Consider the following 16792-nt stretch of genomic DNA (forward strand, 5'->3'; position numbering starts at 1 on the left):
GGCTCACCGGGCCGGCAGGCCGGCCATCGCCGCCCGCACCGGGGTCGAGACCAGCCACGGGCCGATCGCGTCGCTGCGGGCCAGGCCGGCCGCGGTCAGCGCCAGCCGATCCGGGGTGACCGTCAGCCAGCCCCGATCGACCAGGGTCGCCAGCTGCGGGAAGTCGTCGACGGCCCGGGTGGCGAACCGCGCCGCGTACGCCGCCTGGTCGCATCCGTCGGCGCGCAACAGCGAGGTGATCAGCCAGCGGCGGCGCTGCTCGTCGCGGTCCAGCCGGAAACCCACCTCGGCGACGTCGAAGTCGGACTCCGGCCGGCGCAGGTAGTCGTCGATGATCGCCCGCACCTGCCCGACGGAGACCGCGTAGTCGAACGAGTAGTGCAGGTCGCTGGTGTAGGACCGGGCACCGCAGCCCAGACCGACCATCCCGTCCTCCTGGCACGAGTACGCCGGGGCGTCGACGACCGGCAGCGACGCACGGCGGAAGTGCCGCATCGACAGTTGCCGGTAGCCGGCGGTGCGCAGCCGGTCGACGCCGTGCCGGTACAGCGCCTGCCGTTGGGCGTCCCACTGTGGATCAGGCAGGTCGGCCGGGGCCCGGCGGGCCAGGCCGGTCAGTGGGCGGACGTAGAGCGGGTAGAGGTAGATCTCCTCCGGCTCCCAGCACAGCGCCGCGTCGAGCGACTCCGCCCAGGTGGCGTCGGTCTGGCCGGGGATGCCGTAGATCAGGTCGATGTTCAGCTCCGGGATCGGCTGGTCCCGGATGGCGGCCAGGGCGCGCTCGACCTCGACGCTACGCTGCGGCCGGCCGGCGGCCCGCGCCTCGGCGTCGAGGAAACTCTGCACCCCGATGCTGATCCGGGTGGTGCCGCGGGCCGCGAGCACCGCCAGCCGGTCCGGGGTGGCGGTGGCCGGTGAGGTCTCCACCGCCGTCGGCACGCCCGCCGGCCGGAACTGGTCGACCAGGTCGAACATCGTGGACAGCTCGTCGGCGTCCAGGTAGGTCGGCGTACCGCCGCCGACGGCGACCCGGGCGAACCGGGCGTCGTCGCCGAGCGCGGCGGCCACCCGTACCGTCTGGCGGCGCAGCTGGTCGAGGTAGGCGGCCACCTGCCCGGCCGGCGGGTTGGCCCGGGTGAACAGGTTGCAGAAGCCGCAGCGCATCTCGCAGAACGGCAGGTGCAGGTAGAGGAACAGCTCCGTGCGGCGCTGCCCGGACCAGACGTCGACCAGTGCGGGACGCGGCCGCAGCGGCCGGTACGCCGTCTTGTGCGGATACCCGTACAGGTAGCCCTGGTACGGCGAGGCATCCAGGGCGGCGACGGTCACGCCGGGTCCGGCGTCGCGGCATCCGACCAGTCGCCGGGGTCGATCACGAAATCGGCGTACGGCACCGTCCACACCACCTCGTGGCCGACCCGGTGCCCACTGTGTCCGTCCTCGCCGTACGCGGTGCCGTGGTCGGCGCAGATGATCGTCAGGCAGGGCCGGCCCCGGGAGCTGGCCATGGCGAACAACCGGCCGATGTGCCGGTCGACATACTCCAGGGCGGCGGCGTGGCTGTCCCGGTTGTCGCGTTCGGTGCCCGGCAGGTAGTGCCGGTTCGGCTGGTGCATCGCGGCCACGTTGACGAACAGGAACAGCGGCTGGTCAGCGGGAACGGCCGGGATGACCTCGGCGATCCGGTCCAGCTGGGCCTCGAAGCAGCCGGGCGCGGTCACCCCGAACGCCGACTCCCAGTGCGACTCGGCGAACAGTCCCGGCAGGGTCGCGCCCAGCGGCGAGGACCGGTTGAAGAACCCGACCCCGCCGACGCACACCGTGTGGTAGCCCTCCTTGCGCAGCGCGGTGACCAGGTCGGGTGCGTCGAAGACCCAGGTGTGCTCGTCGGTGGTGGCGCTGCCGGGGAAAGCCGCGGCGAACATCCGGGGGTGGCTGCCCGGTTCGGCCGGGGTGGGCAGGAAGCCGGTGAAGAACGCCTGATGTGCGGCGTAGGTGAAGCTGGCCGGGCTGTGCCGGCGCTGCCACTGCCCGCCGGGCAAGGCGCGGGCCAGCTGCGGTGTCCGGCCGGCGGCGAGCAGCTCGGCCGCCACGTCGTAGCGCAGCGTGTCGAGCGTGACGAACAGCAGGTCGTGGCTGCCGATCAGGTCCTTCATGCCGACCTCCCCATCGCGGCCGTGGTCCGCCAGGCGGCGAACCGGCCGGTACGTATGGCATGCAGTTGGGCAGCGTAGCTGTCCCGCCCGGCAGCGTCGCACACCGTGGGGAGCAGATCGCCGAAGGCGTTCACCTCCGCCACGGCGTGCCGCCGCCAGTCACTGCCGATCATCAGGTCCACTCCGACGTGCAGGCTGCCGGTGAAGCAGCGCGCCGCGCGTACACAGTCGGCCAGCGCCGCCGCCCACCGGCGTGGGCCGAACGCCGCCCGTACCGCCGCCGGGTCACCGCGCCGGTTGCCCAGGTGCAGGTTGGTCAGCGGACCGTCGCTGCTGCGCACCACCAGGTGGCCCGGCTCACCGGCGATCACCAGCACCCGCAGGTCGACGACCCGGCCGTGCAGGCCGGCCTTCGGGAACCAGCGCTGCACCAGCAACCCGTCCGGGGCCAACCGGTCCACGATAGAGGCGACCTCCCGCTCGGTACGGTAGGTCCGCACCCGCAGCGAGTTGAACAGCCGCCCGTCGTCGGTCAGCTCGACCGAGGTGACCGCCTGCGTCCGCCGGCCGTGCGCGTGCAGGGCGAGCACCCCGGACGCCGACGACCCGTGCACCGGCTTGACGAAGACCCGGGCCCAGCCGGCGTCGGACAGAGCGGTACGCAGCTGCGCCCAGTCACCGGGTGCGGTGTCCAGGATGGCCGGCTGGGCCACCCCGGCGGCGGCCAGCCGCCGGTGCCCGGCGCGTTTGTCGAACAGCACGGCGATGTCGGCCGGGTCGTTGAGCAGGGTCGCGCCGGCCCGCCGGGCGGCGTCGGTGAGCCGGCCCAGGGCGGCGCGCAGCCCGGCGTACCAGGCGGCGCCGCCGCTGATCTCGCCGTGGTCGAGCGGTCGGCCGGCGCCGCGCAGCAGCCGGTCCACCTCGGAGTCCTCGCCGGGCGAGTCGATCCGCACCGTCGCCCCGCCGGGCAGGGCGACGTCCTCCCCGGCTGCGAGCTTCCGCCAGGGCAGCACCCGAACCCGCAGGCCAGCGGTGTGCGCGGCGGCACGGAACGCCCCGACCCGCCGGTTGCCCGGGTTGCCGACCACGACCAGCGGCGTGGTGTGGCTCATCGGGTGAGGTTAACAACCGGTCATTCACCGACCGAGACGTACCGCCCCCGGTGCGGATCGGCCTCCTGCTGGTCGCTCAGGTCGATGTCGACGCCGGGCAGCGCGGCCGGCAGTCGGACCATCATCGCGTCGGACAGGTAGTGCCGGTGCAGGTCGAGTCGGCGCAGGTGGGTCAGCGGCTGCCCGGCGAGCAGGGCGGTGGCCCCGTCGTCACCGAGGGTGCCCAACGACAGGTCGATGGTTTCCAGGCGGGGCACCACCGCCGCGGCGGTCAGCGCGGCGGCGACCGCGTCGGCGATCTCGGCGTTGCGCAACCCGAGGGTACGCAGCGCGGGCAGCCGGGTGCCGTCGAGGATCGGCGCCAGGTCGTCCACTGAGGTGTCACCTTCGTAGTCGGGGGTGCCCAGCCACAGTTCCAGATGGGTGCAGGCCGGCAGGTCGCTGGCGGCGACGGCGCGGGTGAGGGCGGCCGGCAGCCCGCCGGACTCGATGGCCAACTCCCGCAGCCCGGTGTGCCGCACCGGCTGCAACAGCAGCGACATCGCGCCGCGTACCCGCAGCACCTGCAGCGCCGGGTAGGCGGCCAGCAGCGGGGTGACGTCGGGTTGCAGAATCCAGGAGATCTCGCACTCGTCGAAGGTCATCTCACCGAGAAAGACGGCCCGCAGACTGGTCAGCCGGGGTGCGGCGTCGACCAGCAGCTCCAGCGGGAACGCGACGTCCCACGGTTCGCCCCAGTCGCCGGTCACCAGCGCGTCGACGCTCGCCGGGTCGACGGTGTCCAGCCAGGTGGCGAAGAGCTGGGCGAAGTCGACCTCGTCCTCCTCCGATGCGCTGAGTCGCCAGGCGACCGGGGAGCCGACGTGCTGCGCCGCGGTCTGCGGATCGAAGTCGACCACCGGCAGTCCGGCGAAGTGGGTGATGTGCTCGTTGATGGTCATCGACGGTGCTCCGGGGAGGGCGTGGGGCTGCGGACCCGGCACGATAGCAACCCGGTGCGACGCCGCGCTGCCCGTGCGGCCTACTGCGGCGACCGCAGTTCACTTGGTTGTCCGGGGTCGGCCACTGATGGAAGGGCCGCGGCGATGCAGTCGAAAACCCGCTGGAGTCCGTCTCGGAACTGGTCGTCACGGCTCAGGTGTGGCTGACGCGCCTGCGTTACGATCTTGGTGAAGATCGGGTACTCGCCACTTTTCACCAGTTGGTCGACGTACGGGTGGCTCCGCGCCATCCACTCCGACTCGCTGAGCCCACTGCGGCGCAGCTCCTTGGTCAAGCTGATCTGCTCGCGGACGGTGCCCTCGATGGTGGTGCTGTTCGGCTACGTCCTCGGCAGCGCGATCCAGGTGCCGGGTGGCGGTGACTACCGCGAGTACCTCATGCCCGGCCTGTTCGCGATGGTGACCTTCTCCGCACGGTTGGGGGTCATGACGCGGACGGCCAACGACGCCACTCGCGGCGTGATGGACCGATTCCGCTCCATGCCGATGGCGCGCTTGGCGGTGCCGTTCGGGCAGACCGGCGCCGACCTGCTGACCGGCCTGAGATGCTGACCATCATGGTGGGTGCGGGACCCGGCCTCGATCAGCAGGTCGACGAGGCTCACCCCGACGATGACGGCGCCCAGAACTTGGCGGTACGGTCGGCTTTCGGGCTCAGATAGACAGGCCCGGCGAACAGCACCCAGGTCAGCACGGCGCAGATGGCCAGTCCGAGGAGCATCCCGACGGTACGGGGTGACCGGCCGCCACCGCCCCGTGGATGGTGACCACGAGGTGGTGCACCAGGGTGGCGATCAGCAGGGCGAGCACCAGTGGGCCGCGGAACTGGGCGAACTCACGGTCGAAGGTGAGGGCCTGCACGGCCTGCGGCGCAGCCCGGAGCTGATCAAGCAGGCAGGCCGCGTTGACCAGCACGACCGTACCGGCGACGTAGAACGCGAAGGCGGCGATCCGGCCGGGCCGGTTGACGGAGCCGGCGGCCACGCCGATCAGCCAGATCACCAGCACCCCGGCGACGCTGAGCCGGATGAATCGGCGGGTGTCGGCCGAATCGATGGCGATAGGCGGACGACCGGATCGTCGCTGTCGGCCACTTCGTCGCGCAGCAGCGTCGTCAGTTCGAGCGCCACGTCCCTACGCTGCCGGCGGGGCAGCAACCGCGCGACGTCGGCGGCGTACGCATCGATCAGTTGCCTCGGTGGTCAGCATCTACCCGTCACCTTTCAGCAGCTGGCCCATGGCCTCGTTCATCCCATGCCACGAGTCCCTGAGCCGGGCGTACAGCTCTTCGCCGGCGGGGCTGCGGCGGTAGTAGCGGCGTGGCTGCCCTTCGGTACGCCACTTGCTGACCAGGACGCCCTGGCTCTCCAACCGCCGCAGCAGCGGGTAGAGCGTCCCCTCCTCTATCGGGAGGCCGTTGTCGGACAGCGACTGGCGCAGCTCGTAGCCGTAGCGGAACTCGCCCAGCTGTGACAGCACCGCCAGGACGACAACGCCCCGGCGCAGCTCAAGCTCCAAGCCTGTCGCCAACCATGTGTCACACAGTGCTGTGCGCCGCACAGCCCTGTCCAGGGCCAGGGATGCGGTTCGACTGCCCGGTCGACACCCCAGGCCCGGGTAGGACAGGCCCTGACCCGCGGTGATGGGTGTGCGGGCTCGCTGGCTCTGGGAGAATCGACGTCGGAGCCTGGAGGACCTGGAGCGGCGAATCTCGGCAATGGAGGCCGAGCTCGCGATTGTGCGGCAGGAAGCCGCCGCCGCGCGGGCCCTGGCGGTTGGCGCGGACCGCGACGCCGCCGAGTACCGGGCGGAGTGGCGCGGTCACACGCGGGCGCTCTAGCAGCACCACGTGGACCAGCCCCTCCACCGCAGTGGCGGCAGGTTTGGGCGTGCATACGCACGGGTGGTCGAGATCGAGGGGGTGGCTGCCATCCCCGGGCGGCCCTCCACGCGGTCCTCGCCCGCCTGTGCGACCTCGGCACAGCCCTCATCTCGGTCACGACCGGACGAGGCGCACGCCGGTCGCGAGCAGCCAGACGAGCCAGGCGACGAACCCTAGGAGCCCGACGAAGATCAGCGGCGAGCCGTCGGCGATCGCGAGGTTGCCCAGCCCCGCAGCGAGCAGCAGGCTCCCGCCCACCATGCCCAGCAGGCGCTGCCAAGCCGGAGTCAGCCCGCTCGCGTGCGCGGCGAGGGCCGAGCCGATGCAGGTGGTGCCGAGCATCGGCAGCGCCAGCGCGAACGCCGCCGCGTGAATCTGCCAGACCAGCCCGAACGCGGGCGTCGGCTCGGCGAGCCCGCTGGCGGAGAGCACGAGCCCGATCTGCAGGACGTTGACAAGCACGAAGATTGCCGACAGCGTCGCGCCAGCGGCCACGGCGAGGCGTGCCCAGTCGGTGCCCGCTCCGCCCCGCCGCTCCACGAGGCCACGCAGGCCCGTCACGAACACGAGCAGCAGCGGCAGGTACACGGCTACAAGACCGGATACGATCGCGACCGCGTCGCGGTTGGCCGCGTAGTAGGCCAGCACGTCCTCGATCGGAGCGCCGTAGGGCAGCGCGCCCGTCACCGCAAACAACACGTTCTCGATCACCACCAACACCGCGAACACAATCGCCGCTGCACCGACGAGCCGGCCCCCTCGAACGAACAAACTGCGGGCTGGCGTGGTGGCGGTGTCCTCCGGGGATCTCATCTCTTACTCCTTCATCACGGTCGGATGGCCGGCGGGTTGTCGAGGCGTTCGAGGTGCCGCTGGCTCGTACACCGTACTAGGATTCGTACACTGTACTATCGCCGTACGCTGTACGATCGTCAAGCCGTTCGAGGGAGCGAGGAGACCCGGGTCTGTGAGGAAGCAACGCCAGGTCGCGTCGGACGCAGGGCTGAGCAAGCAGCGGGTGGTGGCCGAGGCGATCCGGATCGCCGACCGCGAGGGGGTCAACGGACTGAGCATGCGCCGGCTGGCTAGCGCGCTCGACGCGGGCGCGATGTCGCTCTACTACTACGTGGCGAGCAAGGACGAGTTGCTGGACGCCATGATCGATGTCGTGTTCGAGGAGATCGAGCTCCCGCCCGAGGGGACCGACTGGCAGTCTGCGATGCGACGGCGGTCGGTGTCCGCCCGCCAGGTTCTCGCACGCCACCCGTGGGCGATCGGCCTGATGGAGTCACGGACGTCGCCGGGGCCCGCGCACCTGCGCCACCGCGAGGCGGTCACCGCCTGCCTGCGCAGGGCCGGCTTCTCGGTTCTGATGGCGACGCACGCCAACTGGTTGCTCGACGTCTACGTCTACGGGTTCGCCCTGCAGGAAGCCAGCCTGCCGTTCGACACCGCCGACAAGTTCGCGGACATGGCCGAGGACGTCTACCTGCCCCAGCTTCCTGCTGACGAGTTCCCCTACCTCAACGAGTCCGCCGCAGCGCTCGTCGCGGCCGGCTACGACCCAGCGGAGGAGTTCATCTTCGGCCTCGACCTCGTCCTAGCCGCCCTCGATCCGCTGAGAGCCTCCGCGTAGCAGCGCTCACGGACCGTCACGCAGCCCGTTGGGCAGACCTCACGACATGCTGATCCAAACTTCGTCACTGACGATCGCAAGGCACTGAAGCTGTTCGGTCAGGCGCGCAGACCGTCCACGAAGGAACGCCACGCGGTGGCGGGGAAGGCCAGCCGTGGACCGGTCGGGTCGGTGGAGTCACGGACCGCGACCGCCCCACCAGCCGGGGCGACCTCGACACAGTCACCGTTGGCGTTGCTGCGGCTGCTCTTGCGCCAGCGCAGCGGCTCGGTTGGAGTCGACTCCACGGCGCAACACCTTCCGGCAAACAACTCGCTCAACTCTCTGCCACCAGCTTAGCCAGCAGATCCCGGCTGTCATCGACCGGCAGCGCGGCCTACTGCAACCAGCGGCCGATTCGGGCGTAGAGGACCACGTCCTCGTCGTCGGTGAGGTGAATGTCGCTGGTCAGCGTCTCCAGCACAACGGTGCGGGGATCGGCCGGATCAGCAAACGAGTAGAGCGAGAAGCTGGTGTGCGGCACGAACAAGTCGTGCGCGACCGCGCCGAGCGGCAGCACCTGGATGCTGACGTTGTCCAGCGCGCCGAGAGTGCTCAGGTGGCGCAGTTGGCCGCGTCGGGTCTCCGGCGGTGCGCTGGCTCGTAGCAGGGCACCGCCGTCGATGACCCGCCTCCTACTGCGGCGGGTGTTCGCGGCGCAACACCTCCTGCCGGGCGGTGCGGGCGAGGGTGTCGGCGTTGACGTCGAGGTCACCGTAGACGTCGCGGCCGGAGCGGATCCGTAGCCGGGCGTACTCCGGGGTCTGCAGCAGCCCAGGCACCAGCAGTTGCTGGTACTGGAAGATTGTGGCAGCGCTGGCTCGAGCTCGGTGTAGCCACGCTGGCGCTGACCCATCGAGCCGAGCGCCTTCCACCAGCCACGGGTGGCGGCGGCGTCGCGGCGATGATGACCAGCTTCCCCGGTGCCGAGCTGGCCCAGCTATACGCCGGCGACGTCCATCGCCCGCAGCTCCTTCTTCAGCTCGGAGATCTCGTCGCGGATCCGGGCGGCCAGCTCGAACTGCAGCTCGCGGGCAGCATTGAGCATCTGGTCGTTGAGCTCCTGGATCAGCTGGGCCAGGTCGGCGCGGGCCATGCCGGCGCTGGACGGGGTGGTGGTGCCCCGGCCCTTGCTGCGAGTCTCCGGCACCGGGCCCTTGCCGCGCGACATCTGCCGGCCGGAGCCGCCGACCGACCGACCGGCGAGCGCGCCGTCGGTGTCGTCGGCCTCCCGGTAGATGTCGTCGAGGATGTCGTGGATCTTCTTGCGCAGCGGCTCCGGGGAGATGCCGTTGGCCTCGTTGTACGCCACCTGCTTGGCCCGCCGCCGGTTCGTCTCGTCGATCGCGTCGGTCATCGACGGGGTCATCTTGTCGGCGTACATGTGGACCTCGCCGGACACGTTACGGGCGGCCCGGCCGATGGTCTGGATCAGCGACCGGCCACTGCGCAGGAAGCCCTCCTTGTCGGCGTCGAGGATCGCCACGAGCGACACCTCGGGCAGGTCCAGGCCCTCGCGGAGCAGGTTGATGCCGACCAGTACGTCGTAGTCGCCCTTGCGCAGCTCACGCAGCAGCTCGACCCGGCGCAGCGTGTCGACCTCGGAGTGCAGGTAGCGCACCCGGATGCCGTGCTCCAGCAGGTAGTCGGTGAGGTCCTCAGCCATCTTCTTGGTCAACGTGGTGACCAGCACCCGCTCGTCGCGGTCGGTGCGCAGCCGGATCTCGTGCATCAGGTCGTCGATCTGGCCCTTGGTCGGCTTGACCTTGACCTGCGGGTCGACCAGGCCGGTCGGGCGGATCACCTGCTCGACGAACTCGCCGGCCGCCTGCTCCAGCTCCCACGGCCCGGGGGTGGCGGACAGGAACACCATCTGGCCTACCCGTTCCAGGAACTCGTCGAAGCGCAGCGGCCGGTTGTCGGCGGCGCTGGGCAGCCGGAACCCGTGGTCGATCAGCATCCGCTTGCGGGAGGCGTCGCCCTCGAACATGCCGCCGATCTGCGGGATCGTCACGTGCGACTCGTCGACGACGGTGACGAAGTCGTCCGGGAAGTAGTCCAGCAGGGTGTGCGGCGGACTGCCGTAGTCGCGGCCGTCGATGTGCATCGAGTAGTTCTCGATGCCGGAGCAGAAGCCGACCTGACGCATCATCTCGATGTCGTACGTGGTGCGCATCCGCAGCCGCTGCGCCTCGAGGAGCTTGCCCTGCCGGTCCAGCTCGGCGAGCCGGTCGGCCAGCTCGGCCTCGATGTCGCGGATCGCCCGCTCCATCCGCGCCGGCCCGGCGGCGTAGTGCGTGGCCGGGAAGATCAGCAGCTGGTCGACCTCGCGCACCACGTCACCGGTCAACGGGTGCAGGTAGTAGAGCCGCTCGATCTCGTCGCCGAAGAACTCGATCCGGACGGCCAGCTCCTCGTACGCCGGAATGATCTCCAGGGTGTCGCCCCGGACCCGGAAGGTGCCCCGGCTGAACGACAGGTCGTTACGGGCGTACTGGATGTCGACCAGGCGGCGCAGCAGCGAGTCGCGGTCCTGCTCAGCGCCGGCGGTGACCTTGACCGCGCGTTCGAGATACTCCTGCGGGGTGCCGAGGCCGTAGATCGCCGAGACGGTGGCGACCACGATGACGTCGCGGCGGGTCAGCAGGGACATGGTCGCCGAGTGCCGCAGCCGCTCCACCTCCTCGTTGATCGAGGAGTCCTTCTCGATGTAGGTGTCGGTCTGCGGGATGTACGCCTCGGGCTGGTAGTAGTCGTAGTAGGAGACGAAGTACTCCACCGCGTTGTGCGGCATCAGCTCGCGGAACTCCTTGGCCAGCTGCGCGCAGAGCGTCTTGTTGGGGGCCATCACCAGGGTTGGCCGCTGCAGCCGCTCGACGAGCCAGGCGGTGGTGGCGCTCTTGCCGGTGCCGGTCGCGCCGAGCAGCACCGAATGCCGGTCGCCGCGACGCACCCGACGCTCAAGCTCGTCGATGGCAGCCGGCTGGTCTCCGGCCGGCGAGTAGTCGCTGACGACCTGGAAGCGGCCGTCGAGTCGCGGGATGTCGAGCGCCATGGCCCCAACCTACGCCGCAGGTCCGACAGAGTGCCGCCGGTCGCCGACCGGCATCGATATTGTCATTGTGTGGGCTGCCTCACCCGCGATACCGTGACAGGGTAGGCCGCTCGCGGCGGCCGCGCGGACCACCGGCAGCGCCCATCGCGGCGCGCCACGGGTCCGGATGTTCGGGTAGCTGCCCTGGCGCCAGCCGGTGAGCGCACCCGGAGTTGTCACGCCCCGCGTGACCCGGCCGCCGCGAGCGCCCCACCTACTCACCCCCGCAGGCCGGTCCGTCGTCACGGCTGCCAGCCGGTCTCCTCGATCCACCGCAGCAGGCGTGGCCAGACCTGGTCGAACCACGGCTCCTTCGCCACCGCGTACTCCCTGGTGGTCGGCGCGGTCGCCGCGATCCGCCGCTTGACGGCCAGGTAGTCGGCCCGCTCGCCCGGATCGGCGCGCAGGTGGTCGCGGAACGCCAACGCGTACCGCCAGCCCGGCGAGTCGGCGACCCGCACGTGCAGGTTGACCGGCCGACCGGGGTCGGCGTTGCCGTGCAGCCGCTTCGGACAGCGTTCACCCGGCTGGCCGGTTGCCGGATCCGGGCGCGGGTCGTCCCACCAGTCGCCGGGAAACCGGGGGAACCCGGCGGCGGCGAGGGCGGCGGCGCAGCCGTCGGCATCGTCCAGCGACTCGACGGTGAGCTGGATGTCGATGACGTCCTTGGCCGGCAGACCGGGCACCGAGGTGGAGCCGATGTGGTCGACCCGCCGGTCGGCGCCGACCGCCCGCCGCACCCGGGCGGCCAGCCGGTCGAACTGCTCCGGCCAGGTCGGGTCGGGCTCGGCGAGGACCGCCCGCGGCGGGCGCGGCGCGGTCCGGCCGGCCCGCAGGTTCGCCTCGTAGGGCACCAGCCGGTCGCGCCAGAGCCGGTCGACGGTGACGGTGAGGTCGTCGCGGCTACCGTCGTTGTCCAGCAGCACGTCGGCGGCGGCGCGGCGTTGCGCGTCGTCGGCCTGGGCGCGGATCCGGGCCCGCGCGTCGTCGGGTGCCATCCCCCGGTCGCGGGTCAGCCGTTCGACGCGCAGCTGCTCGGCCGCCGACACCACGACCACCAGGTGGTACGTGGCGGCCAGCCCGGTCTCCACCAGCAGCGGTACGTCGTTGACCACGACCGCGTCGGCCGGTGCGGCGGCGGTCAGCTCGGCGGTCCGGGCCCGGACCAGCGGGTGCACGATCTTCTCCAGCCGGCGCCGCGCGGCCGGGTCGGCGAAGACCCGGGCACCCAGGGCCGGCCGGTCCAGGGCACCGTCGTCGGCGACGACCTCCGGCCCGAAGGCCGCGACGACCCGGGCCAGCCCGTCGGTGCCCGGTGCCACCACCTCCCGGGCCAGCCGGTCGGCGTCGACGATCACCGCGCCGTGTGTGGCGAGCCGGTTGGCGACGGCGCTCTTGCCGGCGCCGATGCCGCCGGTGAGACCTACCCTCAGCATGTCGCCCAGTGAACCGGATCGACTGCCCGGCCGGTCCGCCGGGGCTCGTGTCCGCCAGTTCGGGTCAGTGGGTGGTCCCACAGGGGCGGGCCGAACAGTGGGCGCGGCAGACAGTGGTACGCCACGACAGACAGCGGTCCCGCCGGGCGTAATGCCCGACGGGACCGCTGTCTGTGTCAACCGGTGTTGCTATGCCTCAGCTCTTGCCACCGGCCAGCTTCTCCCGCAGCGCGGCGAGCGCCTCGTCGGTGGCGAGGGTGCCGGCCGGCTCCTCGCTGGCCCGCGACGGAGTCGAGCTGGAGGTGGCCCCACCACCGCCGCCACCGCCACCGCCCGCTGGGGCGGCGACCGGCGGAGCCGGGTTGGCGGCAGCGTCCGCGTCGGCGGCCCGGGCGGTCTGCACCTGCCGGGTGTGCGCTTCCCAGCGGTTGCGGGCCTCGGCGTACTGCTGCTCCCAGGTCTCCCGCTGCTTGTCGAAGCCTTCCAGCCACTCCCCGGTCTCCGGGTCGAAGCCTTCGGGGTAGATGTAGTTGCCCTCGTTGTCGTACGTGGCGGCCATGCCGTACAGCGTCGGGTCGAAGTGCTCCTCGCCCTCGACGAAGCCCTCGTTGGCCTGCTTGAGCGACAGCGAGATCCGGCGACGCTCCAGGTCGATGTCGATGACCTTGACCATGACGTCCGAGCCGACCTGGACGACCTGCTCGGGGATCTCGACGTGCCGCTCGGCGAGCTCGGAGATGTGCACCAGGCCCTCGATGCCGTCGTCGACGCGGACGAACGCACCGAACGGCACCAGCTTGGTCACCTTGCCGGGCACGATCTGCTGGATCGCGTGGGTCCGGGCGAACTGACGCCACGGGTCTTCCTGGGTGGCCTTGAGCGACAGCGAGACCCGCTCGCGATCGAGGTCGACGTCGAGCACCTCGACCTCGACCTCCTGGCCGACCTCGACCACCTCGGACGGGTGGTCGATGTGCTTCCAGGACAGCTCGGAGACGTGCACCAGACCATCCACCCCGCCGAGGTCGACGAAGGCGCCGAAGTTGACGATCGAGGAGACGACGCCCTTGCGGACCTGCCCCTTCTGCAGTTTGTTGAGGAACTCGGTGCGCACCTCGGACTGCGTCTGCTCCAGCCAGGCCCGGCGGGACAGGACCACGTTGTTGCGGTTCTTGTCCAGCTCGATGATCTTGGCCTCGAGCTCCCGGCCGACGTACGGCTGCAGGTCGCGGACCCGGCGCATCTCCACCAGCGACGCGGGCAGGAAGCCACGCAGCCCGATGTCCAGGATCAGACCGCCCTTGACCACCTCGATGACCGAGCCACGGACGACCCCGTCCTCGTCCTTGATCTTTTCGATCGTGCCCCACGCGCGCTCGTACTGGGCGCGCTTCTTCGACAGGATCAGCCGGCCTTCCTTGTCCTCCTTCTGCAGGACAAGGGCTTCGATGTGGTCGCCCACCGAGACAACGTCGGCTGGGTCCACGTCGTGCTTGATCGACAACTCGCGCGAGGGGATGACACCCTCGGTCTTGTAGCCGATGTCGAGCAGGACCTCGTCCCGGTCGACCTTGACGACGGTACCTTCCACGATGTCGCCGTCGTTGAAGTACTTGATGGTCTCGTCGATCGCCGCGAGGAAGGCTTCCTCGGTGCCGAGGTCGTCGACGGTGACCTTGGGGGCGCTCGAGGTGGCCTCGATGCTGCTCGTCATGTGGGCGGTTGCTCCGGATCGGATGGGTGTCACTGCTGGCTTGTCGTTGCGGTGACCTGGCGTGGCTCACGGATCCGCCGGCGGGCACACCGCGACGATGACGTCTTCGTCACCGACCGTGACCGAGGGGATCATCGACCGCCGCTGCCATCATCGGATGTAACCGCCGACCGCGGACCTGCTCCCTGCCGAGGCACACGATCCGCGAGCGCATCGACTAGCCTACCGGTTGCATTACCACAGCGTGCAAGCCCTCCCGGGAGCTATCCGGGCGCGCATGTCGGTGGTTGGGAAAAATCGGACCCGCAGGCGGGGATTCCCGCACTTTCGGGGACTCACTGTGACCGAGATCACACCCATTTCGCGGGACGTCAAGCCTAGCACGCCGAGCCGGTAACGCTCCCACGCGACGCTGCCCGTACCGTCTGCGCCGTGACCACCGCACCGCCCACACCCGCCGACAGGCCCGACGTCGGCCCGGATCCCGACCGGCTCCCGGATCCCGACCAACTCAGAGTGACCAGGCACCAGGTCACCGATCAGCAGGCCCGGCAGGCCAACCGACGCTGGTGGGACGCCGACGCCGACGCCTACCAGACCGAGCACGGCGAGTTCCTCGGCGACGCCGACCTGCGCTGGTGCCCGGAAGGGCTGCGGGAGGCCGACGCCGGGCTGCTCGGCGCCGTCGCCGGGCGGCGGGTGCTCGAACTGGGCTGCGGAGCCGCCGCCGGCAGCCGGTGGCTCGCCCGGCAGGGTGCCGAGAGCATCGCGCTGGACCTGTCGGCGGGCATGCTGCGCCAGGCCGGCGCCGGCGCCGACCGCACCGGCGTCGCGGTGCCGCTGGTGCAGGCCGACGCGCTGACGCTGCCGTTCGTCGACGCCGCGTTCGACACCGTCTGGACCGCGTTCGGCGCGGTGCCGTTCGTCGCCGACTCGGCGGCCGTGATGCGCGAGGTGCACCGGGTGCTGCGCCCCGGCGGACGCTGGGTCTTCGCCGTCACCCACCCGATGCGCTGGATCTTCCTCGACGACCCCGGCGAGCGCGGCCTGGTCGCGGTGCACTCCTACTTCGACCGGCGGCCGTACGTGGAGACCGACGACGACGGCACCCCCAGCTACGTCGAGCAGCACCGTACGCTCGGCGACCGGGTCCGGGAACTCGTCGCCGCCGGGTTCCGGCTGCTCGACGTCGTCGAACCGCCGTGGCCGGACGGGCACGAGCAGATCTGGGGGCAGTGGAGTCCGCTGCGCGGGCGGCTCTTCCCCGGCACCGCGATCTTCGTCGCCGACCGGCCGCCCACGGCGGGGTGAGACGGCCGACGCGCACCGCGCCGACCCGCCGCGCGCCGCCGACCCTCGCCGGCACCCCGGCGGCGGTACGCTGACCGGGTGAGCGCCGAGCCGATCCATCCTGCCGCAGCGTCCGGCAGGGCGTGGACCGCACCGTGGCAGCCGGACCCGGTCCGGCAGCAGCTGGCTGACTACAGCATCGAAGACGTCCTCGCCCTGCCCGCCGACGCCCCCCGCGTCGAACTCCTCGACGGAGTCCTCACCGTGGTTCCCTCCCCCACTCTCGGTCACCAGGACATCTCGTTCCTGCTCTGCGCCTGGCTGTGTCGGCACGCGCCGGACGGCTACCGGGCCACCCAGGCGGTCGGGGTCGCCGTCGGGCCACGCAACACCTACGAGCCCGACGTGCTGCTGCACCGCGCCGAGGGCAGCCGCGACCGGCACTACCTGACCCCCGACGAGGTGCTGCTGGTCGTCGAGGTGGTTTCCCCGGCGACCCGCCGCCGGGACCGGTTCGACAAACCCGCCGGGTACGCCGCCGTCGGCATCGGCCACTACTGGCGGGTCGAGCAGGACCCGGTGCGGATCTACGCCTACCAGCTCGGCGACCGGCCGGGCGCCAGCGGCGAGCGGGAGTACGCCCTCGTCGCCGAGTCCGCCGACCTGCTCGAACTCGACGCCCCGTTCCCGGTGAAGCTGCCGATCTCCGAGATCACCCCGTAGGCCCCGGCCCGGCGGGATTGCCGGCCCGGCCGGCGGGTACCCGGCCGCCATGGCGAGGAACAAACGCCCCCGCGAGGGCGACCGACCCGACCAACGGCCCGGCCTACCGGTCGAGCACCCCCGACCCGGTGACCGGGTCAACTGGCGCAGCCACGGGGTGACCGTGCCGGGCACCGTCGAAGAGGAGATCACCACCCGGCGGAAGTCCGCCGGACGTACCGTGGTCGCCGATTCGGAACATCCGCAGTACCGGGTCCGTAGCGACAAGTCCGGCCGCGACGCGGTACACAAGCCGGAGGCGTTGCGCCGTGCCGAGTGACCGCACCCGTACCGCAGGCTCCCGCCCGACCCGGACCGACGCCTCCGATGGCGCGGCGGCGTACCGGGCGTTCGTCGAAGCGGTCAACATGAGCCCGGGTGAGCTGGAGAAGTGGCTGCGCACCCCGGAGTCGACCGCTGCCGGGCAGCACCACGACGGCGGCGAGTCGGTCGGGCACGCCTCCGGCCGCCGGATCGTCGACCTGCTGCGGACCAAGCGGGAGGCGTTGTCCGACGACGACTACGCCCACATGCGCAAGGTGGTCGGGTACGTGCACCGGCACCTGGCCCAACGCCCGTCCGGCGACGTCAGCGACACCCGGTGGCGGCACTCCCTGATGAACTGGGGGCACGACCCGCTGAAGGCGTGACCGGCGGCAGGCCGCGATCG

The 16792-nt window shown here is 71.2% G+C and carries 21 protein-coding genes; 6 read left to right on the forward strand and 15 right to left on the reverse strand.

All coding sequences use genetic code 11. The features are described from left to right. Positions 1-3: 3 nt before the first annotated feature. The 5 genes from O7621_RS23735 to O7621_RS23755 all read right to left on the reverse strand — a co-directional run bounded on the left by O7621_RS23735 (position 4) and on the right by O7621_RS23755 (position 4544). Positions 4-1329, reverse strand: a complete 1326-nt coding sequence (locus O7621_RS23735) for an STM4012 family radical SAM protein (RefSeq protein ID WP_282231296.1) — start codon at positions 1327-1329, stop codon at positions 4-6. Then, the gene (locus tag O7621_RS23740) at positions 1326-2156 is read right to left on the reverse strand and encodes an STM4013/SEN3800 family hydrolase (RefSeq protein WP_282231297.1); all 831 of its coding nucleotides are present in this window, start codon (positions 2154-2156) and stop codon (positions 1326-1328) included. The genes O7621_RS23735 and O7621_RS23740 overlap by 4 nt, the downstream gene beginning before the upstream one ends. Next, the gene (locus O7621_RS23745) at positions 2153-3268 is read right to left on the reverse strand and encodes an STM4014 family protein (RefSeq protein ID WP_282231298.1); all 1116 of its coding nucleotides are present in this window, start codon (positions 3266-3268) and stop codon (positions 2153-2155) included. The genes O7621_RS23740 and O7621_RS23745 overlap by 4 nt, the downstream gene beginning before the upstream one ends. Positions 3269-3288: 20 nt before the next feature. Beyond that, positions 3289-4209 (reverse strand): STM4015 family protein, encoded by a 921-nt coding sequence (locus O7621_RS23750; RefSeq protein ID WP_282231299.1) that lies wholly within the window; start codon positions 4207-4209, stop codon positions 3289-3291. Between the two features lie 80 nt (positions 4210-4289). Then, positions 4290-4544, reverse strand: coding sequence for a TetR/AcrR family transcriptional regulator C-terminal domain-containing protein (locus tag O7621_RS23755; RefSeq protein ID WP_282231300.1), 255 nt, complete (start codon positions 4542-4544; stop codon positions 4290-4292). A 28-nt stretch (positions 4545-4572) separates the two neighbouring features. Here O7621_RS23755 and O7621_RS23760 point away from each other — a divergent pair, with 28 nt between their 5' ends. Continuing rightward, positions 4573-4821 (forward strand): hypothetical protein, encoded by a 249-nt coding sequence (locus tag O7621_RS23760; protein WP_282231301.1) that lies wholly within the window; start codon positions 4573-4575, stop codon positions 4819-4821. 135 nt (positions 4822-4956) lie between these two features. On the opposite strand, the gene O7621_RS23765 is transcribed toward O7621_RS23760, so the two are convergent. The 4 genes from O7621_RS23765 to O7621_RS23780 form a co-directional block, all read right to left on the reverse strand. Then, positions 4957-5277, reverse strand: a complete 321-nt coding sequence (locus O7621_RS23765; RefSeq protein ID WP_282231302.1) for a hypothetical protein — start codon at positions 5275-5277, stop codon at positions 4957-4959. Continuing rightward, a complete protein-coding gene (locus tag O7621_RS23770) occupies positions 5268-5399 on the reverse strand; it encodes a hypothetical protein (RefSeq protein WP_282231303.1) in 132 nt (43 codons plus the stop codon). The genes O7621_RS23765 and O7621_RS23770 overlap by 10 nt, the downstream gene beginning before the upstream one ends. A gap of 79 nt (positions 5400-5478) precedes the next feature. Further along, the gene (locus O7621_RS23775) at positions 5479-5787 is read right to left on the reverse strand and encodes a PadR family transcriptional regulator (protein ID WP_282231304.1); all 309 of its coding nucleotides are present in this window, start codon (positions 5785-5787) and stop codon (positions 5479-5481) included. Between the two features lie 478 nt (positions 5788-6265). Next, entirely contained in the window at positions 6266-6964 is a 699-nt protein-coding gene (locus O7621_RS23780; RefSeq protein WP_282231305.1) for a hypothetical protein, read from the reverse strand. 154 nt (positions 6965-7118) lie between these two features. Between O7621_RS23780 and O7621_RS23785 the strand changes: the two genes are divergently transcribed. Then, entirely contained in the window at positions 7119-7787 is a 669-nt protein-coding gene (locus tag O7621_RS23785; protein WP_281550448.1) for a TetR/AcrR family transcriptional regulator C-terminal domain-containing protein, read from the forward strand. 98 nt (positions 7788-7885) lie between these two features. Here the strand turns inward: O7621_RS23785 and O7621_RS23790 are convergent, their stop codons facing one another. The 6 genes from O7621_RS23790 to rpsA form a co-directional block, all read right to left on the reverse strand. Next, entirely contained in the window at positions 7886-8074 is a 189-nt protein-coding gene (locus tag O7621_RS23790) for a DUF397 domain-containing protein (protein ID WP_282231306.1), read from the reverse strand. Positions 8075-8163: 89 nt separating this feature from the next. Then, on the reverse strand, positions 8164-8541 hold the full coding sequence (locus tag O7621_RS23795) for a Scr1 family TA system antitoxin-like transcriptional regulator (protein WP_348775259.1): 378 nt from the start codon (positions 8539-8541) through the stop codon (positions 8164-8166). After that, positions 8462-8701, reverse strand: coding sequence for a Scr1 family TA system antitoxin-like transcriptional regulator (locus O7621_RS29250; RefSeq protein ID WP_348775260.1), 240 nt, complete (start codon positions 8699-8701; stop codon positions 8462-8464). The genes O7621_RS23795 and O7621_RS29250 overlap by 80 nt, the downstream gene beginning before the upstream one ends. A 65-nt stretch (positions 8702-8766) precedes the next feature. Beyond that, on the reverse strand, positions 8767-10881 hold the full coding sequence (gene uvrB, locus O7621_RS23805; RefSeq protein ID WP_282231308.1) for an excinuclease ABC subunit UvrB: 2115 nt from the start codon (positions 10879-10881) through the stop codon (positions 8767-8769). 281 nt (positions 10882-11162) lie between these two features. Continuing rightward, positions 11163-12356, reverse strand: coding sequence for a dephospho-CoA kinase (gene coaE, locus O7621_RS23810; protein WP_282231309.1), 1194 nt, complete (start codon positions 12354-12356; stop codon positions 11163-11165). Positions 12357-12552: 196 nt separating this feature from the next. Continuing rightward, positions 12553-14070 (reverse strand): 30S ribosomal protein S1, encoded by a 1518-nt coding sequence (rpsA, locus tag O7621_RS23815; protein ID WP_278170007.1) that lies wholly within the window; start codon positions 14068-14070, stop codon positions 12553-12555. A 516-nt stretch (positions 14071-14586) separates the two neighbouring features. On the opposite strand from rpsA, the gene O7621_RS23820 reads away from it, so the two are divergent. The 4 genes from O7621_RS23820 (at position 14587) to O7621_RS23835 (ending at position 16772) form a co-directional block, all read left to right on the forward strand. Continuing rightward, positions 14587-15381, forward strand: a complete 795-nt coding sequence (locus O7621_RS23820; RefSeq protein ID WP_282234709.1) for a class I SAM-dependent methyltransferase — start codon at positions 14587-14589, stop codon at positions 15379-15381. 78 nt (positions 15382-15459) lie between these two features. After that, entirely contained in the window at positions 15460-16083 is a 624-nt protein-coding gene (locus O7621_RS23825) for a Uma2 family endonuclease (protein ID WP_282231310.1), read from the forward strand. A gap of 49 nt (positions 16084-16132) precedes the next feature. Continuing rightward, positions 16133-16402 carry a DUF2945 domain-containing protein gene (locus O7621_RS23830; protein WP_282231311.1) on the forward strand — a complete coding sequence of 90 codons (270 nt, stop codon included), beginning with the start codon at positions 16133-16135 and terminating at the stop codon, positions 16400-16402. Beyond that, the gene (locus tag O7621_RS23835; protein ID WP_282231312.1) at positions 16392-16772 is read left to right on the forward strand and encodes a DUF3140 domain-containing protein; all 381 of its coding nucleotides are present in this window, start codon (positions 16392-16394) and stop codon (positions 16770-16772) included. Before O7621_RS23830 ends, O7621_RS23835 begins: the two co-directional genes overlap by 11 nt. Positions 16773-16792: the final 20 nt, after the last annotated feature.

This window comes from Solwaraspora sp. WMMD937, from assembly GCF_029581175.1.
GTDB lineage: Bacteria > Actinomycetota > Actinomycetes > Mycobacteriales > Micromonosporaceae > Micromonospora_E.